The sequence below is a fragment of the Vibrio sp. 14N.309.X.WAT.E.F5 genome (genome assembly GCF_030397615.1).
GTDB lineage: Bacteria > Pseudomonadota > Gammaproteobacteria > Enterobacterales > Vibrionaceae > Vibrio > Vibrio lentus.
In genome coordinates, this window is the sequence record NZ_JAPNXR010000002.1 from 367,385 (window position 1) to 391,890 (window position 24,506).

Here is a 24,506-nt window from a genome sequence, read left to right on the forward strand (position 1 = left end):
CTCACTCAGCAATCATCAACCTAGATATCATTAGCTTAGCCATTATTAAGCCGTTTGCTCAACGCCTTTGACTCGATTCGATACTTTAAGGATAAGCAACTTAATCTCACACTGAATCATCAATAATGATGGAGTAAGAATCAGCGTAATGAAGGTCGCAAACAAAATACCGTAGCCTAGCGCCGCCGCCGCTGGAATCAGGAACTGAGCCTGTAAAGACGTTTCACTTAATAGTGGCGTCAAACCTGCGAACGTTGTTACCGATGTGAGTAGTACGGCTCTTAGTCGACCAGAACACGCTTCAACAATCGCATCGTGAACCGACTTACCCTGCTCTTTGATTAGCTCGTTAAAACGAGAAACCAACAACAAGCTGTCATTCACTACCACACCGCTCAACGCTAGAATACCGTTTAACGATAGGATACTGATTGTTAAGTCATTCCACCAGTGCCCTAAGATTGCGCCAACAATACCAAATGGAATCGCCGTCATGATGATCATTGGCTGTATATAAGACTTCAGCGGAATAGCAAGCAGTGTGTAAATAGCGATCATCGCGAGCACAAACATACTCATCATCGAACTGGCCGTCTCTTCTTGCTCTTCCGTTTCGCCGGCAAAGTCGACCGTTAACCCTGGATATTGCGCTTCTAAATCAGGTACTAAGTCCTGTTGTAATTGATGCACAAGTTCAGCAGGAGCCACTAAGTCTTTATCTAATACCGCGCTGATGTAAACCGCGCGCTGACTATCAATACGGGTAATCTCTGATACTTGGTAATCTGAATGTACTTCAGCAACCGAACTCAAAGGCACAACCGTACCATCGTTGGTTCTCACGCTCGATTGCTTAATATCAGCAATGGTTTGACGATCGGATTCTGGGTATCGAACTCGAACTTTGACCTCATCTTTACCGCGTTGGAACTGCTGAACAATGTCGCCACCAAACGCTTGTAACACTTGTTGTGAAAGGCTTGCCGTGTCAAAACCTAATGCGCGACCTTGTTGTGTTAATTCAAAGCGATACTGAGGCTCACCAAGGTCCAAGTTGTGGTCAATGCCACTCACACCATCAATGGTTTGCAGTTTAGCTAAGAACTCATTGCCCGCAGCCATTACTGATTCTTCATTCCACGCTTTCAATTCAACTTTGAAGTTGTCGACCATCTCCATTTTAGACAAGACTTTAAGCTTCTTAACGCCCTCCATTTGGCCAACGGTTTCTTCCCACAGATCTGCAAATTCATTGGATGTGTAAACACTGTTGCTGTCGAGCTCAATTCTTACCTGACCCGAATCATCGGCATCAGCGATAACTTGAAGGCTAAGCAGTTCAGATGATTCACCTTGAGCACCGTATTGTGCTCTCAATGTTTCATCTGTTTGTGTTGCCGCTGCTTCAAGAACTAATAAGTTTTGCTGTGTTTGACCAAAGCTCGCGTCGTTTTGCATCGACATATCGGCAGTCACCGTATCGCCCGGCATATCAGGGAAGAAAGCCACACGAACCGCACCCGTCATTGGCAACCCAGCAACCAAAATAAGCAGTGACAAGAAAACCATTACTACGGCATAACGCAGTTTCAGCGCCCATTCAATCACAGGGCAGTAGATGCGCTTATTGAACCAACCTAATCCTGTATCGGCAGCATGTTGAACACGAGCCCACAGCCCCTTCTTCTCACTGCGCTTAGTATTAATGTGTGCGAGGTGCGATGGCAGAATGAACTTAGATTCAACCAAAGATAGCAACAAACAGATAGTCACAACCGTGCCGAATTGAGCGTAAATCTGCCCCATTTTGCCTTCAACATTAGCGAGTGCTAAGAAGGCAACAACCGTCGTTAACACACCAAATATGGTCGGTGATGCTACTTTCATGGTGCCTCGAACCGTACTGCCTATCGAGTCCCCTTCTTCCTTACGCGTGGAGTAAATGCTTTCCCCGACGACCACCGCATCATCGACGACTATTCCAAGCGCCATGATGAAACCAAAGGTGGTCATTTCATTGATGGTTAACCCCATAAAGGTGTCGGTCATGAAGAACATGGTGCCAAAGAATACGAACGGTAAGCCCGCAGCTACCCAGAAAGCGACACGCACGTTTAGGAATACCGCTAACACGATGAACACCAGAGCAATACCCGTTAACGCATTCTTCACCAATAGGCTCAAGCGATCTTTGATCATGGTACTTTTGTCGTACCAAGTTTCGATTTCGACATCGCTAGGCAGCATGTTGCTGTTTTCCCAGCGATCTACCACTTGTTGAGCCTGTTCAACGATGCTGACGACGTCTCCGTATTCATCCATCACGATTTGAATCGCCATCGCATTCTGTTGGTTATAACGAGAAAGCATGAAAGTATCGTCGGCAAACATGTCTTCAACGTTGGCAATGTCACCCAGTGTAATTTGCGTACCATCAGTCGTCGTCATCACCGGAATCGCGTTGAAATCTTGGATCTCGTACGCCTGCTCAGACACCTTCAAACGAACCGTTTTTTCGCCATTACGAAGGCTCGTCGAAATAGCCGCAGAAGATTCCGCATTGATCGCTTCAGAGACATCAGTCAGGGTTAATCCGTAAGCTTGCAGCTTATTCTCATCAACCTCGACCGAGATCATAGGATCGGCTTTAGCCTTAATCTCTAAGTCACGAATCGCCGATTGGCTCAGTAAATCCGACTTTAGTTGCTCGGCTAAGCTCTGTAACGTTGCTCGATCTGCGTCCCCATAAAGCTGTACCCATAAGGCGTGGTCTTGCATGCGAGCCTTATCAATTACCGGATTGTCAGCACCCGCAGGCAGGTTATTGATCGCATCAACCTTAGTTTTAACGTCGGTTAACAGGGTATCAAGATCATAGGTGCTCGTTTTTTCAATCGAAACATAGCTGCCATTCGCATCAGAAGTCGACGTAATACGCTTAATACCCGGCACAGTTTCTAACGCATCTTCTATCTTGATTGCCAACCCTTCTTCCGCTTGAACTGGGTCACCACTGTCATAAGTGACTGAAACAGTGACAACATCGGGTTCAAGACTTGGGAAAGCCTCTTTACGTAACGTGTTAAGCGATAACACGCCAATAATGATCACGCCCACTAACAATAAGTTCGCTGCCACAGAGTTGTTAGCAAACCATGCAATAGCGCCTGTATGCTGCTTGTTTGACATGATTAACCCTCCGCCTTAGCCAAAACGACCATGCCTGCTTTAAAGCTGCTTAACGGACGCTTTACCACTTGCACACTGTCGCCAATTTCCACGTTCAGTTTGGTAGGATCGATGTAAATCAAACCGCCCTTTTCAAACTCAACATTCGCGTTGGATTTAGAGAGCTGACTGTTGTTATCTACGAACCACAGGTCGCCTTGCTGAGAAAGAGCTGAAGCCGGAAGCTCCCACAATTGAGTGAGTTGCTTGCCCGAAATAGTGGCTTGCACGAACGTGCCTGGATAAAGATCTTTCTCTTGCTCCAAAGGGTTATCGACTTTTACGATCAGTGAACGCTGACGCGTGTCTTGTTGTAAGTGCTGCTCTACTCGCTCGACATAACCTTGCCACTGGTATTGGCCATCAGAACTCGACAGAGTTACTGGCCACGGCTGCTCTTTCAATTGCGTGTTATCGCTGTTAGGTAGGCTCAACCATTGGTTTTCAGAAAGAGGCACAGAAACCTCAACCTCATCAATGCTATACAACGTAGCGATCTGTGCGCCCGTTTGTGCGTAGCTTCCCGGCTGAACATCACGACTCACGACCAACGAATCAAAAGGGGCAACCAAGGTTGTTTTTTCGAGGTCTTGTTGAGCCTTGACCAATTCAAGCTTGGCGTTCTCGAGAGCTGCTGTTACTTGTGCCAGTTGTGGCTCACGCAGTACCAAAGGTGAATCAGGCTCACCAGACAAACCAGAACGTTGCCATTCAGATTTAGCTTGCTCGCCTTGTCTTTGTTCTTCCAATAAATCCAGTTGAGCTTGAGCCACATTCGCCTTTGCTTGCGTCACCGCTTGTTGGTAACTGGTCGAATCGATATTGGCGATCACTTCGCCTTGGCTTATCACTTGCCCAGTTTCAAATTGCGAGCTGATCGTTTCTACTCGGCCGCCAACTTCCGTCGAAAACATCAATTCGTAACGCGACTTCGCTTCCCCGTAGCCCACAACCTCTGCTTGGTAGTCACCCAGTGTTGCTAGAACCACAGACACTTGTTGCTTCTGTGATGCAGCCAATGTCGTCGTTTCGACAGACTTAGCTTGAGGCTCTGAAACCGTTAGTTCATTGGCCTTTTCAGGAGCAGGAGCCACCTGAGAACCGTTGTAAGCAAGGGCTGCAAAGATGCTTGAACCAGCTACTAGAGTGATGGCGATTGTGATGGTATTCAGTTTCATGAAGATACTCCCAAGCCCAGAGCTAGGCCTAAATCAATTCGGTTTACGAGACGGTTATAAATGGTTTGTGTTAGCTGCGCTTCAAGGTCATAGGTTTGTTGCTGAACAGAAAGTAGATCAAAAATGTCGACCAAACCCTGACGGTATTTCTCTTCATAACTGGTGAAGCTGCGTTGTGCGCTTACCAAGGCGTTCGTTAGGTGTTGCTGTTGAAGTGTGAGTGACGACTCTTGTCCCATCGCATTTTCCACTTCATTCACCGCATTCAGCAGTGTTTCTTGGTAAGCCCAGTAACTGGTTTCTGTGGTTAGGTCTGCAATCTCAGCCTGTGCTTTAAGCTTGCCACCTTGAAACAGTGGTGCTGATACTTGACCAAGTGCGCTCCACAAAGGTCCAGTCAGCAAGGCTTCACTCGGTGAGTCCGCCATGTCAGTTAGGCTTGCTGATAAGCTGATAGACGGCAACATCGCCTTATATGCAGCATCAGCGCGCAGAGTTTCCGCTTCGATATTGAAGAAAGCGGCTTGAAGATCGGGACGACCTGCCAGATCTTGTGTCGGCATGTTGTCTAGCGGGTTAATGATGGTTGGGAATGAACCGAGTTCAGTAAGCGAAAACTCGTCAGATTCGCCACTCCACTGCCCGGTTAACAAAACCAACTCACGTCGGCTTTGTGCAAGCTGCTCGCGGTAGTCAGCTAAAGTTGCCTGAGTCGATGCGCTACTCGTTTTCGCGTTATCTAAATCTTCAAGGCTACCTAGCCCTGCTCGGTATCGTTCTAAAACAAGCTCTTCGTTGTTTTCTAGAATTACCAAACGCTGCGATTCGATATCGACAAGCTGCTGCTTCAAGCTGATATCAAGCCAACCTCTCATCACACTCGCGACCAAAAGATCTTGAGCGCCCTGAAGGTTAGCCTGAGACGTCGCGATATCTTTTAAAGCGGCGTTGTTTGTGTCTGCTAGTTTCTGCCATAGGTCGAGCTCCCAACCAACAGTCACTTCTGTGGTATAGGTTTCAGTGGTGCTTGAGCCGTTAGTGCCTTCGTCAGCTTTTCCTGAAAAGCTCGCATCTACGGTTGGTAAGCGATCGCCAGACGTCACACCTTGCTGTGCATAGGCTATTTTGAGTGCTGTGATGCTTTGTTGGAGGCTTGGACTGTTCTGCAGAGCGCGCTCGATATAGAGATCGAGATCTGGCGCATTTACGAGATCGGTGAGTTGCAGGTTCTCAGGGTCTCGATCTTGTTGAGTAGACGCTTGATCACTAGAAGCCTGTTGAATCAGCTCTGAGAGTAAGCTTTGTTGTGTCTGATTAGTATTTTGTTCGGCTAGCGATACGTAATCAGCCTGACTGGTTGAAGTACAACCCATCAAACCAACTAGAGCCAGCGCGATAACGGAATGTTTTAAAGGAAGATTCAATTTCATCTTCTTGTCTCCTGTAAGAATGGAGACAAGATAACGAGTTGGGGGTTAAGAGAGGGTTAAGGCGAACGTTAACCCTAAAGAAAATGCATAGAGCGTACGTTTAAACTTCTGATTTACGCTTCTGACTTGCTTGAGAAGAGTCCACCGATCTTATAACCGATCGCATAGCAAACCACCGCGACAGTCACAAACACCAAAGCTGAGAAGACATAAGCCACCGATGCTGCGACGCCAGTGCCCCATACTACGCTAAACACCAAACCGAGATACGCTTCTTGCGGCCACTCATAGATAGGAAACTGAGTACCACCAGCAATAAGATAAACCATCGCAAACAAGCCAATGAAGGTAGCAATAAGACCGATGAGAACGCGCATGTTCATGGAGAGATCCTTGGTTAATTTAATCTTGGTTGCCGTACTATTAATCGCAACCTAATGATATTCAAGTATATCGGATAAAAGGCACTGGCTCTATTACTCTTCCGAGTGAGCCTGAAACGTAATAGAAATAATGAGAGAAATGGTTAAGTCCGAATAAGCTTAACGAGCAGGCACAAAAAAGCGGACACCCTTCTTACGTAAACTCCGTAAGTAAGGTGCCCGCTTTTAGTGAATCTAGCTGTTTTTGCTAAATCTAGATTAAAGCAGGATGAAGATACCCGCTAAACATGCACTCATTAAGTTTGCTAGCGTACCAGCAGCTACCGCTTTCAAACCTAGGTTAGCAACTTCAGCACGACGCTCTGGTGCCATAACACCGATTGAACCCAGCTGAATTGCGATAGAGCCAATGTTAGCAAAACCACATAGAGCAAACGTCACGATGACTTGGCTGTGTTCAGATAGCAGAGCTTTGTTCTCAACGAAGTCGATGAAAGCAACAAACTCGTTCATTACGATCTTCTGACCAATGTAAGAACCCGCCATTAAGACTTCATCACTCGGGATACCGATCAGCCATGCTAGTGGTGAGAACAGGTAACCGAAGATAGCTTGCAGCGTAATACCCGCAAAACCGAACGTCTCACCCAAGCTTTCTAAGCCCGTGTTCACCATCGCAATCACACTCACGAATGCAATCAACATAGTACCAACGGCTACCGCTACCTTCATACCGTTCATTGCGCCGCTTGCCAGTGCATCGATCACGTTGCTTTGGTCAGCTTTATCGAGTTCGATATGGTCGTAGTCACTTGGTGTGCTGCGCTCAGGAACGATGATCTTCGCCATTAACAGACTACCCGGAGCTGCCATGAAGCTTGCTGCGATAAGGTATTTAAGTTCAACACCCAAACCAGCATAACCACCAAGTACACTGCCCGCTACCGACGCCATACCGCCCGCCATTACAGCAAACAATTCAGAACGAGTCATAGACTTTAAAAAAGGACGAATAAGAAGAGGAGACTCACCCTGAGAAAGGAAGATATTACCTGTCGCAACCAAAGATTCAGCTTTACTGGTACCCAGCAGTTTTTGCACTGCCCCACCAAGAACTTGAATCACTTTTTGCATGATGCCTAAGTAATAAAGTGCCGAGATCAAAGCGCTAAAGAAGATGATAATAGGAAGTACGCGAATCGCGAAAATGAAACCATCAGTAGCAAGGTCACCGAAAAGGAAAGCGATACCAGCATCCGCAAAACCAAGCAGGCTTGAAACACCATTGCTCATGCTCGTTAATGCCAATTGTCCCCATGGGAAATACAACACTAAGGCTGCAAAACCAATTTGGAGTAATAAAGCACGAGACACTGTTTTCCAGTTAATAGAAGAGCGACTCTCAGATAGCAGACATGCGCAAGCAATCAGTGCAATAACACCGACAAGACCAAATAGAATATTCATAATGTGTCCTAGTAATCCTTAAAGAGTGAACATGAGCCAAACAAATGACATCAAAGGAATAGGACAAAGAACCGCAAGCAAAACGCTACGCGATGAAGGAGCTAACAAGGTTAGCGAGTGTGACAACGAGTTGTTCATGTAAAAAATCACCTTATACAAGCAGTGGAACGTAGCTGGTCCGGTCCGTGGGGTCATTCACATATCCATGTGACGGCTTGTATTGGCTAAGCACCGGCTTAAAACCGGAAAAGAAGTATAAACAGTTAAGTGAGACTTTCATCACATTTCTTAACGCAAACGTTCGCGCGGTCAAGGATTAAACAAAACGCGGTGTTTATCATCATCTACGTGCTTCAAAAGCTGTAAACAATCTGTATGAGGTTGATTTTGGAATGTTAAATCTTTAAGAGTATTCGAGTAACCACTCGGTTAATTCTGTGTCATTCTTTAAGCTTTTCTGTGCTCTACCTCATTTCCGAACACTTCAATATTCATCTTGAGTTTAGATACGTATATACTTTGTTTGATCTCACAAAATAATTATCTATAAAATTCCAATAGAGCTGATTAGATATAACGGCCTTCGAGACTAAGAGAGGAAACACGTGAAGAAAATGGACGCTCCACACGACATGACAAACGGAGCTAAATTCAAAACAAATAGACACGGCTATGTGACAGTAGTTGAATATTATAATACCTATACTGTTATTGTCGCGTTTGAAAACACCGGAAATATCCGCGCTATCAGTGCGGCGAAATTACGTACAGGTCAACTTACCGATCGTTCTGTTGCGCCTGAATCAATTATGATTGGTGAAAAAGTTGAATCCGTTAAACATGGTATTCTTACTATTACTCAAGTTGAATCTGAAAATATTGTCGTACTCACAAATGCTAATAACGAAGAAATTAGAATGTTATTACCCGCTGTGCAAAAAATGAAAGACAAAGTAGAAGAAATCGACAATGAGAAAACCGAGACGCCAAAACCAACCTCTCTGAGTCAATTAACCAAAAGAAATAAAAAGACCAAAGACGTTAATAATATGCTTAAGAAGATGCTTACCGACTACGGTCGATACGATTAGTGCATTAATTCCGCTATAAACTCCACAATATTCACATTCCGATAGCCAAATAAAATAAGCCCTGCCTTTCTCAATAAAATACGTTGCATATTCGAGTGAAAAGTTAAATTTGATCAAAGTCTCACTCTGGATCTTTACCACAAATTAACGAGATCTGCATCACAATCTCATTTTGACTTTGTGATGCAAGTCTTATTGAAATCTCAATATTTCCATTACTATGCTCTCACACAATAAGAGAACGAAGCTTCTCAACCCTTAAAATCCAATTGAGACAAATATTATGAAAAAGATTCTTGTAGTTTGCGGTAACGGCCTTGGTACTTCACTTATGATGGAAATGGCAGTAAAAGAAGTAGCTAAAAAAATCGGTTTCGAAGCAGAAGTTGATCACGAAGATCTATCATCTGCAGCATCAAGCAATGCTGATATTTGGGTAGCAGCAACAGACGTTGCAAACCAACTAAAAGAAGGCGGAAAAGAGAACATCATCAGCCTTAAAAATATTTTTGACAAAGCATCAATCGAAGAACAACTAAAAACTTTCATGTAAGGTCAAAATTATGCAAAATTTTTTCGAGTTCATGCTCGGCTTATTAAAAGAGCCAGCGATCATGGTAGGTTTAATTGCTTTTATTGGCCTTGTTGCACAGAAAGCAGATATTTCTACCATTCTAAAAGGCACAATTAAAACCGTAATGGGTTTCCTAATTTTAGGTTTTGGTGCTGGCGCTCTTGTTGGCGCTCTAAATAACTTCTCAGTTGTATTTACAGAAGCATTTGGTGTACATGGTGTTATTCCAAATAACGAAGCGATTGTGGCATTAGCACAAGAAGCATTCGGTTATGAAATGGCTCTAATCATGTTTTTTGCATTCGTTGTGAATATTTTATTGGCTCGTTTAACTCCTTTAAAATATATTTTCTTAACGGGTCACCACACCATGTTTATGTCTATGCTAGTGGCAGTTATTCTGTCTTCAGCTGGCATCGAAGGAACCGTTTTAGTCGCTATTGGTGCAATTCTTGTCGGCACACTGATGGTTGTGATGCCTGCACTGGGCCAGAAGTACACTGAAAAAGTAATGGGTACAGACCAACTGGCTATCGGTCACTTCTCTACCCTTTCTTACATCGTGTCTGGTTTCATTGGTAGCAAGTTCGGTGACACATCGAAAACAACGGAAGACATTCAAGTTCCTAAAAGCCTGATGTTCCTACGTGACACGCCAGTTGCAGTAGCAACAACCATGGCTATCTTCTTTATGCTTGCGTCTATTATTGCTGGCGGTGAGTTTGTAGAAACAGTATCAAGCGGTCAAAACTGGGTTGTATTTACCTTCATGCAATCTCTCATCTTTGCGGGTGGTGTTTACATCGTACTGCAAGGTGTGAAGATGCTAATTGCTGAAATCGTTCCTGCATTTAAAGGTATTTCGGACAAACTAGTACCGGGTGCAAAACCTGCTCTTGATTGCCCTATGGTATTCCCAGTAGCGCCAAACGCAGTACTTATCGGCTTCCTATGTTCTTTCGGTGCAGGTCTACTCGCAATGGCAGTACAAGGCGCACTTGGTTGGACAATCATTGTAGCGGGCGTAGTTCCTCACTTCTTCGTTGGTGGCGCGGCTGGTGTTTACGGTAACGCAACAGGCGGTTTACGCGGTGCAATCCTAGGTTCATTTACGCAAGGTCTGTGTATTTCATTCCTACCAATGCTGCTACTTCCAGTACTGGGTGGCCTTGGCCTTGAAGCAACAACGTTTGCTGACTTCGACTTCGGTGTTGTTGGTCTGATTCTAGGGTGGATTGTTTCATGAGCCTGTTTGATTTAGTGGGTAACCAAGGCGTTATCATCAACTCTGAAGAAAACCTAACGGTTGATGCGGCGATTGATGTGACATGTTCAACACTGCTAGCGAGCAACAAAATCGAAGCAAGCTATGTTGAAGCTATCAAGCAAAAGCACAAGGATATTGGCGCGTACTATGTGCTTGCACCAAAAATTGCGATGCCTCATGCTCGCCCTGAAGATGGTGTAAACGAAGCATCACTGCAAGTGACAGTATTCAAGAAAGGTGTTGATTTAGAGTCGGAAGACAACGGTGACGTTTATCTTTCAATCACTCTGGCGGCCATGGATTCAGATAGCCACATCCATACTATTATGGCCCTGTCTGAACTGTTCCAAAATGATGATGACATTGATGCCATTATCGCAGCGGAAACAGAGCAAGCGATCATCGAGATCTTAAAGCGATACTAGCTTCAATTTTTAGGTCTTAACCTATAGCTCCTGCTGATGTTTATCTCCTAAAAGTCCCATTAAAAAAGCGATAGCCTCGGCTATCGCTTTTCTGGTTCTGGTTCTGGTTCTGGTTCTGGTGCTTAGTCATTTATCGTCTAACATGACTTGCCAATACATGCTTTACAATTACACGACTAACAAGTTCATCACACCAACGCCTCACAACCAATAAGCATTCACTAACGTTAAAACGCAAACATTCTTTTATCGGTCGATAATTCAAAGCAGTATTGTGCGTGTTTTTCAAGGCATTCAAACACTTCTCTATCTAACTTATAGTTTTCAACGTGGTCTCTCAAAATCGCCATCGTCTGTTCTAACGTCATACCAGCACGATACGGACGTGACTGAGATAATGCTTGGAATACATCCACCACAGCGACGATCCGACTCGGTTGATCCAACTCTTCTGCCGTTTTGCCCATCGGATAACCTGAACCATCTAATCTTTCATGATGATTGGATGCCCACTGGCAAACCTGAGGAGAACTAAACAACTCTTGCAGTGCAAATCGAGTATCCGTTGCATGTCGCTTAATACAACAGTACTCCTCTTCGGTCAGCAAATCCGGCTTATGAAGAATGTCATTAGGTGTTTGCAGTTTGCCGATGTCATGAACTAACCCTGCTAAATAGAGTTTGCGCTGAGTTGTGTATGAATAACCCAACTGCTTGGCGAGATATTCTGAAAGTTGCCCAACCTTCAAAGAGTGCTTAAAGGTAAATGAACTCTTGGTATCAACAACATTGGCAATAAACTCGGCAAAAGCCACTGTCTCATCCAGCGACATTTGTTGAGAGAAGAACGGCACAGGTTCAAAGTTGTCCCGCATGTTTTCAATGTAAGGGATCTCCATTGAAAACCAAAAATCGTCCAGATCGACCAACTCACACATGTGTTGCACAAGATTGGTTTCGAACATCTCGTCCGCTTGTTCAGTCAAACGTTCAATAATGCTCGCTTTGCCATCCGGTGTCAGGTTTCCATACCGATCTGAAGAAGTGATGCCGTAAAGGTAGTCTACTCGATCTGCGAGCATGACAATCGCAGCCAACTCTTTTTCTAACTCACTGATCGGCATCGCCTTTAATTCAACCCAAGGGGTATGATGGTAAAGCACCGGCTTAGCGAATATAGAAAGAACCGGGCACTCTTTTAGGATTTGGTAGCCCTTTTGACAATGATGATAGCTCGCATCTGGAACAAACCCAGAAGTCAGGCTGAGTTGCTCATCAATTTGCGATACGCCACAGTCGTGAATTAACCCCAATGAGAACGCAAGCTGCGCCTGCTCTTCTTCCCACCCGACACTCAGAGCACATCGATACGCGATGTAACCCACCCTCTGTCCATGATTCTTGCTTTCAAAACCGACGTTATCAAGCGCCTTCGCAATACCAAATAGAGCCTTTCTAAGGTCTACGGTTACATTCTGGCAATGTTGATTCATTATTTAAGCCTAGCATTTTTATAGTTTTTATATATTTAGGTTGCCAATACTAATGCATAGTTAATGATTATATACACAACTATTGTAAGGTTTAATGAGTTTCGTGATAGAACTAACGTATCACGTAATATTCGTGCTACAAGTTGTTGCATATTGTTTATTATGCGACATTATATCCTGCTGTTAATCGTACATTTTCAAACCAACCGAGGACAAAAACACGTATGTTCGAAACTGTTATAGACGAAGAACTCTCCATTGCATTGGTCGAAGAAAGCTTCGCGACCCATTACGCTGACTATTCACAAAGCCAAAATGAGTATCTTAGCCAGTGGTTAGCATGGCCACCGCACTGCAAAACAGAGCAAGATTTTAGGATTTTCATCCAACGCTCATTACACGATTATGCTGAAGGGAAAAGCATGACATGTGCCATCGTGTATCAAGGAAAGATCGTCGGTAACTGCAGCTTCAATACCATCGACCACAATACCAAGAAGGTAACGATTGGTTATTGGTTGTCACAGACTCAACAAGGCAAAGGCATCGTCACTCGTGTGGTTCAAAAACTGATTGATATTGCTTTCAATGAGTTAGATATGGAAAAGATTGAAATATCAGCCGCTACTGAGAACATGAGTAGTCGTAAAGTTTGTGAGCGCTTACATTTCACATTGGAAGGCATCATCACTTGTAACGAGAACTTGAATGGTCGCATCATCGACCACGCTATTTATGGCCTGCATCGTTCAAAGAGATAAACGATAAGCGATAGCTATTTGAAAATTCCACAGAGTAGCTAGCAAGTTCACGATAAACACCTGTAGATTAAAATAGCAAAGCCACGGCATTCGACCGTGGCTTTGCTATTTTAGGAGCCTAAGTAGATCTTAAAGCACCCAGTTATACGACCTTAGGAATCACGATACTGAATTTAGCACCACCGTGATTGCTGTCATCGATCTTGATATCCCAAGCAAGCTTCTTAGCCGCCGAAATGGCAATCGCAAGCCCTAACCCCGAGCCTCCCGTACTCGACGTTCTACTTGAATCTAGGCGAGAAAATGGCAGAAAGACTTCATCGCGTCTATCTTCTGGAATCCCAGAACCGTTGTCTTCAATAACCACCAGCCAACTCTCCGAGTTTTCATCGAGAGTCATCCAGATTTTATCTTGTGTATAGTTACCCGCGTTCTTGAGAATGTTATCGAACACCAAACGAGCCATCATGCAATCGCATTTAATATTGAAGTCTCGCGTTATCTTAGATTCAAAGATGATGTTGTCTAATTCCGAGTAACGAATCCTATCCAAGCAATACTCAGCAAGATCCGCTCTCACTTTCACCAACTCAAAGAAAGAGTTATCCATCACGTTCAACTTCGACAGCATAATAATTTCTGAGGTCAGCTCGTTGATGTCTTCAATATAACCATCAATGTCATCAAACAAGGCTTGATGATGACTTGGTGCCCCTCTCCTCAATAGGTCCGTTGCTAGTTGTATACGGCTCAACGGCGTACGAACTTCATGTGGGATGGCTTGGGCGAAGATATGACTTTGCTTAACTTTACTTTCGATCTCTTCAGCCATGACGTTAAAGCTGCAAGCAAGATCAGACACTGGATGTATCTCATCCATACTAGAACGGGTACTCAACTTACCTCGACCAAACTGCTTTTGTTTCTCAACAAGTAACTCGATTCTTTCCTGAAAGCGTCTCACCGGTAAATAGACACTTGCACCAATTGCCACGATAACCGCCAGCAGTAGCCCTAATAGGAAATGCCTTTCAGAATCCTCATACCATTCAATATCAGGCGAGAAGAAATCCCCTACCTCGCTGAATGCGAAGCTAAATTTAGAGTTGGGTAGTTGAAATACAGCCGAATAGAGATTGTTCTCGCTGAGGTAAATCGGAACACCATTTAACCTTGTATATAACTCGCATTTTTGGCAAGGAGCCTCTCCCGACCAATTTTCTAACAGGCGTAAATTGAAGATATAAAATTGTTGGTAGCCTGTTTTATCGAGTTCTTGGTATAGCGAGTTCTCTTGATTGCGCTGGCGGATATATTGTTCAACAAAGTAAGAACCATCGTTGAGAAACGTTTCTATCTCGGTTCTTCGCATGTGCCCTTCACCAAGATTTAAAAACAAGAAGATCGTCGCAGACATCCCAATGACTATACCGAGGTATAAACGAGCGAACATAGAAACCGAACGAAACTTGGTAACAATAAACTTACGCAACCAGCATGTACCCCTTGTTACGAACCGTACGAATCAACTGTTTATCTTTTGCGTGTATACGAAGCTTGCGACGTAATCCTGAAACTCGCATATCAATCGAACGGTCATTAAACGCGTAATCAATCCCTCTGAATAGCTGACAGCACTGATCGCGAGTCACGACCTGACAGATGTTATTGACAAGAAGGTTGAGAATTTCAAATTCAGCAGAGGTTAACTTGAGATTTTGACCATATAACGTGGCACTTTGAGCCGTATTATTAATGACAATATCACACTGTTTTTCAGTACCGGTATCCATTGTTTCAACCGCAGGTGAAGCTCTACGCAGCAAAGCTTCAATGCGAGCTAACAGCGCGTGTCCACGAATAGGCTTAGTCACGTAATCGTCTGCACCAAATTTAAATAAGCTAACTTCACTCATCTCATCTGCTGAAGCGGTAAGCACCAAAATGATTCCGTTGTAAAATTCTCGAGCCTGGCGGCAAATTTGAGCACCACTCAAACCTGGTAACATCAGATCCAAAAGAACAAGATCAGGTTCAGTATTACGAATCGCTTCAAGCGCTAAATTCCCATCATGAACAACGCTGACATTGTAACCTTCTGCTTCGAGATAAAGCGTCGTTAAACGAGCGATCTCTTGGTCATCTTCGACAATGAGCACTTTGGTTTTCGACATTCCTATCACCAGTATTTATTAAAAGCGAGGGCAGTATATATACTGTTCATATATCATCAATGTTGTTATTAGAGCCTTGAGTTTACCGTACGCAAAACATTGTAATCACTTTTGTACATACACGTTTACAAAACACGTCGTTCAATAGCCCGTACGCCTCAGTTTATGAAGGCCCAACTCAACTGGAGGAATCACTGTTAGGGTTTTACATACTCATCCAATGCTTACATTTGCTTTATTTTCTTACGCGCACTTACATTTAAGGCATTTACAAATCACAATCAAATCAACCATCTGCGCGCTTACCACCCATCAGTTGATATTACTGGTAATGAACCCAAAAGCAGCCTAAAAAACCACTACATCAATAATTAATTCAAAAGAAATCGATTACCTTTTCGGGTCACCAGTACTTTCCATTTTTAAACACGTGACAAATCCTGTTAAGCGAAGGGCTCTTAACGTAACATTCACCCAGCTAATAATTCGAACCGATATTAGCCATTAATCACTTCTTCACAGGGCTCACGTTAAGATGAATAAATCGCTTTCACTGTTACTTACAACCACAGCATTAATGTCAACACCACTTATTGCTGATACCAATAAACATGAAATGGTAACTAAAATTCAAGAACAGGTAAGCGCTTGGATAGATATTCAAGTCACACCACAAAACAGCATTATTCAGAAGATGGTTTTTAACTGTGAGTTTTACAGTGCCACCCCTTACATCAAATCGCCGGACGGCAATGAGAGCAGCAGTGGCTCATACCTCTTTTACTCACACAAAGGCGTATTAGGAACCGTGACAGAACCTTATACCACTCAACCTTTGCCTGAGTTGACCATGTGCCTTAAAAAAGACTTCGTAATCACCAACCAAGATGAAGCACAACTGTTGTTCGAAGCCATCGAAACTGTCTATCCAAATTATTCGATGTTCGATGATAATTTCCCTAAAGAGATCACCAAGACACCCAATGGATGGCAATTAATTGATGGTGAGATATTTGATGATAAGAAAGGTTATGTCATCGAAACAACACCTCAAGGTAAAGTGACAAAGATCATCCGCTCACTGAACCTGTAACACGTTGTTTTCACTTTAATGCATCGCTTCTTCTTTAACACAGTCTTGTACTGACGGTTAAAAAGCCAGATTCCAATTTGATCAGCGGCCTACTGAATGCATGAGTTCAGTAGGCATCGATCGCCCCAAATATCAGTTCACCGAGTTCAATATGATGACAAGTTATCAACCTTTCGAGTATCTCCAGTGTCCAATTTGGATATATGACATTGATAATAAGAGAATAACTTGGGCAAATAGCAGCGCCCTCCCTCTCTGGGAGTCTGAGTCCTTATTTGAACTGACATCGCGCGATTTTAGTGTCGAGATGTCCAAGGCGATAGAAGCCACTCTTGAAGAGTATCAAAGACAGTTTTTACGAGATGAAAGCATCAAGACATGGTGGAACTTCACACCCAAGTACATTGCTAAGCGGGCGCTGTGTTTGTTCTCTGGGATCCCATTACCAGATGGCCGTACCGGAATGCTGGTACAGGTCATCGCTGAAGAAGGCAGCCTAAAGCACGACCTCGCTTGTTCTGATGGCTCTAACCTATCCCTTTTGTTTGATAGATCGGGAGCGGTAGTGAGTGCTAACTCTGCATTTTCCCAAAACTATGGATCACCGTTTACCACCCTCTCCGATTTCGTTTCAAGTGAAGAAATAGCCGACCAATGGTTATTTTCAGCACGTAAAGGCCGAGAGATTTTAGAAGAAGTTAGCTGCCAGATTGGTGATAAAGCGCATCATTTTGATGTACAGGGAAAGTGGTTATTTGATAAGAGTGAACTGCTGTTAGAGCTGACTTGCACCACCAAACAAAAAGAGAAGCTGATAAAGGCCAGATACAACGCGGAGCACGACTGCTTAACTGAGCTTTATAACCGTCGTGGCATCACCAACCTTCTGGAAACCAGTATCGCCTATCGCTCCCCCTTTGAGTTGATGTTCGTTGACCTTGATGGCTTCAAACTGGTTAACGACACGTATGGACACAATGTCGGCGACCAGCTACTCAAACAAGTGGGTGAACGTCTGAAACAGCTCGTTGATGAAACCTGCATGATTGGTCGATTTGGCGGCGACGAATTCATCGTGATCGCCCACACCTGCCGAAACCACAACATCCCGTTACTTTGCTCGCGTATTATCGATGCCTTAAACCGCAGTTTCCATATTAGAGGGATTGGCACCTTGTCTGTGGGTTGCAGCATTGGTACGGCACATTTCCCAGACAATGCCGTAGATCAAGAGTCGTTGCTGAAACAAGCAGGGATGGCAATGCACATTGCCAAAGCGAATGGTCGAAATCGTTTCCAAACTTTCACCCCTAACTTAGCGCAGATCCTTCATCGGAAAGTAGAAATCCGCCATCGATTGACTCAAGCCTTAGAAAACGACGATCTTAATCTGCATTATCAACCGATCATGAATATCAACAATGACAAGGTGAAAGGGTTTGAAGCGCTACTCCGATGGTCAGACAAAGAGCTGGGTAACATTGGCCCTGATGAATTCATCACATTAGCGGAAGAAACAGGTCAAATCGTACCGCTAGGAAAATGGGTACTCAATTCAGCACTCAAGCAGTTATCGATATGGCATCGGGAGTTTGATAGTGAATTGATGATGAGTATAAATATCTCGAGTATTCAGATGCATGCAACCTTTGCTGAACAGCTGTCTGCAATGCTTAACTTCTACAATATCAACCCTCAAAGCATTGCCCTTGAAATCACGGAATCTTCAATGATTTTCAAACACGGTGAAGTTAGGCAAGCACTGAACGATATATCGAAATTGGGTGTTGAGCTTCACCTCGACGATTTCGGAACCGGCTATTCTTCTCTCTCTATGTTACACGACCTGCCCATTAGCACTGTTAAACTCGATAAAAGCTTTGTCCACGGTTCACACAAAGGGAGTAAAGCGATTGTCCGAGCAGCTCATGCAATTTGTGACAAATTGGGGTTAAAAGTGGTGGCTGAAGGCGTCGAGACAGAACAACAAAAAGAGTTCCTCATCGACTCTGGTTACCGCTACCTTCAAGGGTTCTTGTTCAGTAAGCCCATTCCCTCAAATGAAGTCGAAAGTCGATTTCTCACCTTAGGATAGGTGCACACTTAACATCAAAATCGCCTCTACTCTTCAATCCATGCACAAAGGGGCGCCGTTATCTCTTTTAATACGGAAAGTTACACCGATTCACCTGTAAGGGACTTTTGTCAGTTCTTGTTTAGCTCATTCTTGACTCTGTCGCGACTCATATTTGAGTCTCGTTCTTTTGTAAACTTTTTCCATCTTAACCAAATGAGAAAGAGAATCATGAAAAAGAACACCTTCGTTTTACCTGCCATCGTAATTTCAACGGTATGTATGTCATTGTCTGCATTCGCAAATAGCCGTGACAACTCTATCGAAGCTGGCGTGACCTTCATCGGAAATCAAGAACTGGCAAGCTTCGGCTATAGTAAAGAGTTGTCGAACAACATCGTTGTCGGTGGCGGTTTCTCATTAGGAACGGAAGCGGTAGATTTAAATAAGCCAAACTCACAAGATGCATGGGGTTTGTACTCCAACATTGGCTACAAATTTGAAATCGCTGAGTTCGATATTATCCCTAAGATCGGTATTAACTATCTGAATGCAGATGTGAGATTTGACGACTCAGCATCTAACGACATCAATATCGACAATGTCTATGGCTCAATAGGCACAACGGTTAACTGGCGCATGATAGGCTTAACGGTTGATTACGGTAAGATCAATGATTCTGCAATGGTGCCAACGGGTACAAGCCCTAACTCTAGCACAACACCATTTGAAGAAGACGTAGTACGCGTTACCGCAAGCTTCAATTTCTAGCCTTTAGCTTTCTACCTCTCACCAATAGAAAGCAATCGAGAGCTCCTATTAGTCACCTAATTAGGAGCTTTATTTTTAACCTTATACGGAAATCTACGTCTTTTCCCCTAGGGGGATTTTATGATGGTGTTTGTTAAATAATCAAAAGCCAATTTCACTTCTAATTATAACTGACTAAAAAGTAACACTAATTGAGTCAAGTCGTTAATATATCTACGTTTAATTAGAGATCTAAGCATTTAACCAACCTAACTCATATCAAATCACAATATTCATCAACAAAATAGAGTTCAAACACTAACCAAAAACAGGTTAACTATGGAATAAAAATCACAATTAAAACAACGTATCGCTTTAGATTTAATCCTTCCAGGTAAAATAAATCGATTAGGTTCTTATCCGAACAGATTAATTTATAAACCCAACTTACAAACCTTTTTAAAATCCCACTATTGATGATTTAATTAATTTAAATTCATATTCAATAATAAAAAGTAGTATCTATATTAAATGATATTAATATCACCTAAGTTCTTGTAATTAAATTTTATCCTGAAAAATTCTGATAAATCTGCCTCATCAATAGCTACCACAAATACTACGACCATCTACATTAGCAACTGCTAAACTTACGATTAAAACCGCTAGTATAGAAGCTTATAATTGGATAAATACCAAAACAAATGGATAAATCCCCCTTCTCTCTTGTAAAAAATCGCCTTTCATTTATAAATTCAAGTTTTGGGTGAACATCTCGATAACCTTTCATTACAGCCCAGATTCTGCGATTAGTATCAATATCTTGAGAGGAAATGGTGACATTTTAGTTATGTTATTTTGAAAGGACTCTTGGGTTGAATGACAATCTCAGCCACCACATATCAATTACACGAATATAATAACTATCGCTTAGGAGTTGAGCTATGCACTGTTCTTTCAATATAAATAACAATAATGAGAGCTTGCAACTTATTTATAATGAAGAAAAAATATACATCAAAAGAAACAGTAATAAAATATCAGAGGAAAGTCTAAATAGTAAAGAGAGTTTTGTATTTAAATATCTTGTTGAGCACTCTTCAATATCGAACCCTCAATCAGCACGAGACGTTGAAGAATCGTTTAAATTACACTTTGACGAAGAGTTTAGTTTGTACGCGTTAAAAAATATTATCGCTTCGATAAGAAAAAAGTATCGAAGTTTATGTAAAAAAGCAAAGATTGATAATAATAACGAACTGATCACCAACTTATATAAGGTCGGCTACTTTATTGATTTAGATAAAAGTCCGACAGATCGCATCAAACCTAAGTACAACATCAACCAATTCAAGCCCAGCCATATCGATGTGCTAAAACTGATGTACCGCTCTTACCACAAAGAACTGATACGCTCTTTCATACTCATGCTGACTGTTTCTTCGTTTATCTTATTCGTTATCTACTTTTCCCAAATCTTTTACACAACGAAGATTGCCGATGAATACAGTCTCAACACTAAGCAGGTCGCAGAAGAAGTGATGAGTGATGGTTGTTACAGCGACGTCGCTGTCTACGCGCTAAGGCACTCTCTAAACTTTGACTCCGTCATCATGACAACGCCAGATGGCTCATGTTACATATCCAAGAGCCGCTCCAAGTTCATAGAGCCAAACCAAGTTGATGAGTTCTACGACAGCCTAGATTTTGCTTACTCACGTTTTACGTTGCCTGAAAACGGCGTTTACCTTACCGCTCGAATTTCCAAGAACTCAATAGAAGCTCGCTATAGAAACTCATTATTACCGCTGTTCATAGATTCAGTCTCGATACAAAAAAATGGCTATTACATTCTGAATCTCGGAGAGCAAAGCCAGCCGATTTACCAACACTCACTGCCAAGCGGTGCGACTATCACTTTTTATAGTCACAATATAATCGCATTCTGGATCGGGCTAACTTTACTGTTAACTCTAATATTTTATCGTTCTTACCTGTTGGGCTTTGTCGTTTATCTGTTTCGCTGGAAGAATATCTCCTTTGAAGAAGAGCCTATCATCAACACGGAAGACAGCAGCGTCTTGTACTATGAACTGTTGTCCAGAGTCCGCAATCTCGGCGTGCTAGATTTCATCAATGCCATGAGACGTACCAACCTATTGACCTTCCATACCATTTTGCTGATTGAGACGGTTAAAAACGCCAAATCAAACAATAGCCATGAAATCTATGGCGTCAACGTATGCCCGAGTGCGTTAGTGGGTACTAACTTTGCTAAAATTCAGTACCATTTAGCGGCAATGGAAGCGAACGAATTTGTTGTCGAGATCACCGAATATTCGAACATCGGGTATGGGTGTGAGGTGATTGATAACATCAAAGAAATTAAAAATTTGGGGATTACTATCGCGCTGGATGACTTCGGTACCGGGAACAATAATATCGAGATTATTAGCGTTATCTCTCCGACGTACCTGAAGTTAGATCGCTGTTTTGTCAAAGACATTGAATCAGGAGAACATCATCAAGGAGTGTTGCTCAACATGTCCGAAATTGGACGCTTATCTAACATCACTATGATTTACGAAGGTGTCGAAACTCGCCGACAACAATACATCTTGTGTCAACTCGGCTACAACCTGCAACAAGGCTACTTGTACAGCAGGCCTCAAAGCACCACGACTTAATCACTTTCTAGACATTAACTACCTGTGAGCTCATTTATCCCGAATGACATTAGGCTCAAAAAGACAATCATGTCAGAGCTCACAGGGGGAAATATTGCCTACCCTAAAATCAAACAGACAACAGCTTATCGAAGTGATCACTAAGTGTTCAGTCGAAGTAAAACAAAAGTAAATTCAGTACTTTACCTATGTATCAGACCTCTACCTTCCAGCACTTCTAGTCTGTCGATAATAATTATTTCCAATAAAAACCTTGCCAATCTGGATAAAAGGGTTAGTGTTATACACATGTATATCACCATGCAGTTTTAATTATGACCGAATGGAAAGACGACCAACCGATCTTTAGGCAGCTAGCTGCAAAGATCAGTGACCAAATTCTTCAAGGTGTTTGGTTAGAACAACAAGCATTGCCCTCAGTGCGTGCTGTTGCCGCCGATCTTAAAATCAACCACCTTACTGTCATGAAAAGCTACCAGTTACTGGTTGATGAAGACCTAGTCGAGAAAAAACGCGGCCAAGGTATGTATGTCGCAGAAGGGGCACTTCAAAAATTGAAAGAGTCCGCACATCAATCATTCATCAACACACAGATCCCAGCCATCGCTGAGACGCTAGGCATCATTGATATGAGTGTCGAAGAACTCGTGAAACAGCTAGAACAACATATAAAGGACAAGTCATGAGTACTTTACTTTCAGTTAAAAACGTAACCAAAACCTATTCAAATCAAGTGGGTGTCGAGAACATCAGCTTTGAGTTAAAACCGGGGCAAGTGCTTGGGCTGCTAGGTCACAATGGCGCAGGTAAATCGACCCTGATCAAATCACTGCTTGGTGGGCACAACTATCAAGGCGAGATTGAAGTAAATGGCTACCACCCTATCCACCAGCACGCTGAACTCATGTTGCACTTATCGTACATTTCAGATGTGAACGTATTGCCAGAGTGGATGACAGTAAAGCAACTGCTTCGATACACACAAGGCGTTCACCCAAGCTTCAACAAGCAAAAAGCAGAACAGACGTTAAGTAGCACCAACATTAAGCTAACTTCAACGATCAAACAGCTTTCTAAAGGGATGAAGGTACAACTTCACCTTGCGATCATCATCGCGACCGACACTCAAGTGTTGATCTTAGATGAGCCAACGCTAGGTCTAGATCTGCTCTACCGCGATACTTTCTATCGCCACCTCCTAGAGTGGTTCCACGATGGCGAACGCGCGATGATCATCGCTAGCCACGAGGTTTCAGAGATTGAACACCTATTAACGGACGTATTGATTCTGAAACAAGGCCATTGTGTGCTGCAAAAAAGCATGGAAGACATCGAGAACGACTATTTCATTATCGATGTCGCAAACAGCCACTCAAGTGAAATCCAGAAACTCAATCCACTGACCTCACAGCCTGGGCTAGGAACCACTAAATGGTTATTGGAAGGCCAATACAAAGCGCAAGTTGAATCATTGGGTAACATCTACAACGTTGGTCTCGCAGACCTATTCCTTGCAACACAGACGGAGAAGGCATAATGCACCCAACTTTTTATATGCTAGAAAAAGAACTGATCGAGCACAAAATTAACACTCGATTACCTCTATTTATCGCGTTATGTGGTTTCTTGCTGTTCGTTAGTTTGTTTTTCAATGGCGCAGCGCAGCATGAGTTTTTCTTCCAAATGGAAGTCAACGGCGACGTGAGTGACATCCACAGAGAGTTCGCACAAGACCTCAACTCAGTGATCTACTTTGGTGCTGGCCTTGTTTCACTCATACTTTCGACGCTTTACATCCCTAAAACACTGCGTAAAGAGCGCCAAGAAGGCAGTTCGATGTTTTGGAGAAGTATGCCAGTATCCAATGCCATGACTCACGGCGTGAAGCTAGGCTTCGGTCTAGTGGTTATTCCGGCTATCTGCGCGCTATTAGTTCTATTCGCTGACTTATTGTTTTGGGTACTGAACGTTTCAAGCGAACAACAATTGGCATTGATAGTAGAGCAGCAATCACTGTTTTATGTGCTGAGCAATTGGTTGGTGTTCTTTGGACGAATGATGCTAATTGCGTTAGTTCTGCTGCCATTAGCAACGGTTACTCTGGCGATTTCACAACTGGTAAACTCTCCATTGCTTGTCATTTTCATCTCAAGCTATGCGATTAAGTTTCTGTCTGTCGCCGTGTTTGGATTTTATGGCATCAATGACTTCTTCTCTCTCATCGCTTCACTGCCGATGAACCTGCTCACAGCAAGCAATCCATTCAGCGTGATTGCAGAAGCGCCAGTTCTGTCTTTGGGTATTTATGTACTGATTGGTGTTGGCGGCTATCTGTTGAGCCTAAAGCTAAATAGAACGGACGATGTGAGCTTGAAGACGCTGTTCCAACGATAGAGTCACTTATTCTGAGCCCTCAACGGGTAACCAAATT

The 24,506-nt window shown here is 43.1% G+C and carries 20 protein-coding genes; 12 read left to right on the plus strand and 8 right to left on the minus strand.

From position 1 onward, the window contains the following. Positions 1–45: 45 nt before the first annotated feature. The 5 genes from OW495_RS04005 to OW495_RS04025 form a co-directional block, all read right to left on the minus strand. Positions 46–3,189 (minus strand): efflux RND transporter permease subunit, encoded by a 3,144-nt coding sequence (locus OW495_RS04005; protein WP_102514196.1) that lies wholly within the window; start codon positions 3,187–3,189, stop codon positions 46–48. 2 nt (positions 3,190–3,191) lie between these two features. After that, complete coding sequence (locus OW495_RS04010; RefSeq protein WP_102514197.1) at positions 3,192–4,406, minus strand: efflux RND transporter periplasmic adaptor subunit; 1,215 nt, start codon at positions 4,404–4,406, stop codon at positions 3,192–3,194. Continuing rightward, entirely contained in the window at positions 4,403–5,836 is a 1,434-nt protein-coding gene (locus tag OW495_RS04015) for a TolC family protein (RefSeq protein WP_102291880.1), read from the minus strand. The genes OW495_RS04010 and OW495_RS04015 overlap by 4 nt, the downstream gene beginning before the upstream one ends. 113 nt (positions 5,837–5,949) lie before the next feature. Continuing rightward, positions 5,950–6,219 (minus strand): hypothetical protein, encoded by a 270-nt coding sequence (locus tag OW495_RS04020; protein ID WP_102291881.1) that lies wholly within the window; start codon positions 6,217–6,219, stop codon positions 5,950–5,952. A gap of 258 nt (positions 6,220–6,477) precedes the next feature. Beyond that, positions 6,478–7,686, minus strand: coding sequence for a NupC/NupG family nucleoside CNT transporter (locus OW495_RS04025; protein WP_017110799.1), 1,209 nt, complete (start codon positions 7,684–7,686; stop codon positions 6,478–6,480). A gap of 614 nt (positions 7,687–8,300) precedes the next feature. Between OW495_RS04025 and OW495_RS04030 the strand changes: the two genes are divergently transcribed. The 4 genes from OW495_RS04030 to OW495_RS04045 all read left to right on the plus strand — a co-directional run bounded on the left by OW495_RS04030 (position 8,301) and on the right by OW495_RS04045 (position 11,043). Further along, positions 8,301–8,777, plus strand: coding sequence for a hypothetical protein (locus tag OW495_RS04030; protein ID WP_102269917.1), 477 nt, complete (start codon positions 8,301–8,303; stop codon positions 8,775–8,777). A gap of 283 nt (positions 8,778–9,060) precedes the next feature. Beyond that, positions 9,061–9,330: a PTS sugar transporter subunit IIB gene (locus tag OW495_RS04035; RefSeq protein ID WP_009845707.1), complete on the plus strand. Its 270-nt coding sequence runs from the start codon at positions 9,061–9,063 to the stop codon at positions 9,328–9,330. Between the two features lie 10 nt (positions 9,331–9,340). Next, complete coding sequence (locus OW495_RS04040) at positions 9,341–10,597, plus strand: PTS ascorbate transporter subunit IIC (protein ID WP_017110802.1); 1,257 nt, start codon at positions 9,341–9,343, stop codon at positions 10,595–10,597. Next, positions 10,594–11,043 (plus strand): PTS sugar transporter subunit IIA, encoded by a 450-nt coding sequence (locus tag OW495_RS04045; protein ID WP_029223524.1) that lies wholly within the window; start codon positions 10,594–10,596, stop codon positions 11,041–11,043. Before OW495_RS04040 ends, OW495_RS04045 begins: the two co-directional genes overlap by 4 nt. Before the next feature lie 227 nt (positions 11,044–11,270). On the opposite strand, the gene OW495_RS04050 is transcribed toward OW495_RS04045, so the two are convergent. Beyond that, on the minus strand, positions 11,271–12,536 hold the full coding sequence (locus tag OW495_RS04050) for an HD domain-containing phosphohydrolase (protein WP_017110805.1): 1,266 nt from the start codon (positions 12,534–12,536) through the stop codon (positions 11,271–11,273). A gap of 224 nt (positions 12,537–12,760) precedes the next feature. Here OW495_RS04050 and OW495_RS04055 point away from each other — a divergent pair, with 224 nt between their 5' ends. Then, positions 12,761–13,297, plus strand: a complete 537-nt coding sequence (locus OW495_RS04055; protein ID WP_017083233.1) for a GNAT family protein — start codon at positions 12,761–12,763, stop codon at positions 13,295–13,297. 142 nt (positions 13,298–13,439) lie between these two features. Here OW495_RS04055 and OW495_RS04060 read toward each other — a convergent pair whose 3' ends face one another. Further along, entirely contained in the window at positions 13,440–14,789 is a 1,350-nt protein-coding gene (locus tag OW495_RS04060) for a HAMP domain-containing sensor histidine kinase (protein ID WP_102312806.1), read from the minus strand. After that, positions 14,782–15,471, minus strand: coding sequence for a response regulator transcription factor (locus OW495_RS04065; protein ID WP_102291884.1), 690 nt, complete (start codon positions 15,469–15,471; stop codon positions 14,782–14,784). Before OW495_RS04065 ends, OW495_RS04060 begins: the two co-directional genes overlap by 8 nt. A 535-nt stretch (positions 15,472–16,006) precedes the next feature. Between OW495_RS04065 and OW495_RS04070 the strand changes: the two genes are divergently transcribed. From OW495_RS04070 to OW495_RS04100, 7 genes are all read left to right on the plus strand, one after another. Then, complete coding sequence (locus OW495_RS04070) at positions 16,007–16,564, plus strand: hypothetical protein (RefSeq protein WP_017110809.1); 558 nt, start codon at positions 16,007–16,009, stop codon at positions 16,562–16,564. A 100-nt stretch (positions 16,565–16,664) separates the two neighbouring features. After that, entirely contained in the window at positions 16,665–18,659 is a 1,995-nt protein-coding gene (locus OW495_RS04075) for an EAL domain-containing protein (protein ID WP_102514198.1), read from the plus strand. Between the two features lie 210 nt (positions 18,660–18,869). After that, positions 18,870–19,409, plus strand: coding sequence for a hypothetical protein (locus OW495_RS04080; protein ID WP_289885153.1), 540 nt, complete (start codon positions 18,870–18,872; stop codon positions 19,407–19,409). 923 nt (positions 19,410–20,332) lie between these two features. Further along, on the plus strand, positions 20,333–22,075 hold the full coding sequence (locus OW495_RS04085; RefSeq protein ID WP_289885154.1) for an EAL domain-containing protein: 1,743 nt from the start codon (positions 20,333–20,335) through the stop codon (positions 22,073–22,075). 314 nt (positions 22,076–22,389) lie between these two features. Beyond that, positions 22,390–22,761, plus strand: coding sequence for a GntR family transcriptional regulator (locus OW495_RS04090; RefSeq protein ID WP_017111621.1), 372 nt, complete (start codon positions 22,390–22,392; stop codon positions 22,759–22,761). Next, positions 22,758–23,612 carry an ABC transporter ATP-binding protein gene (locus tag OW495_RS04095; protein ID WP_102514369.1) on the plus strand — a complete coding sequence of 285 codons (855 nt, stop codon included), beginning with the start codon at positions 22,758–22,760 and terminating at the stop codon, positions 23,610–23,612. Before OW495_RS04090 ends, OW495_RS04095 begins: the two co-directional genes overlap by 4 nt. Continuing rightward, positions 23,612–24,469, plus strand: coding sequence for a hypothetical protein (locus OW495_RS04100; protein WP_102514370.1), 858 nt, complete (start codon positions 23,612–23,614; stop codon positions 24,467–24,469). Before OW495_RS04095 ends, OW495_RS04100 begins: the two co-directional genes overlap by 1 nt. The last annotated feature ends 37 nt before the right edge of the window (positions 24,470–24,506 follow it).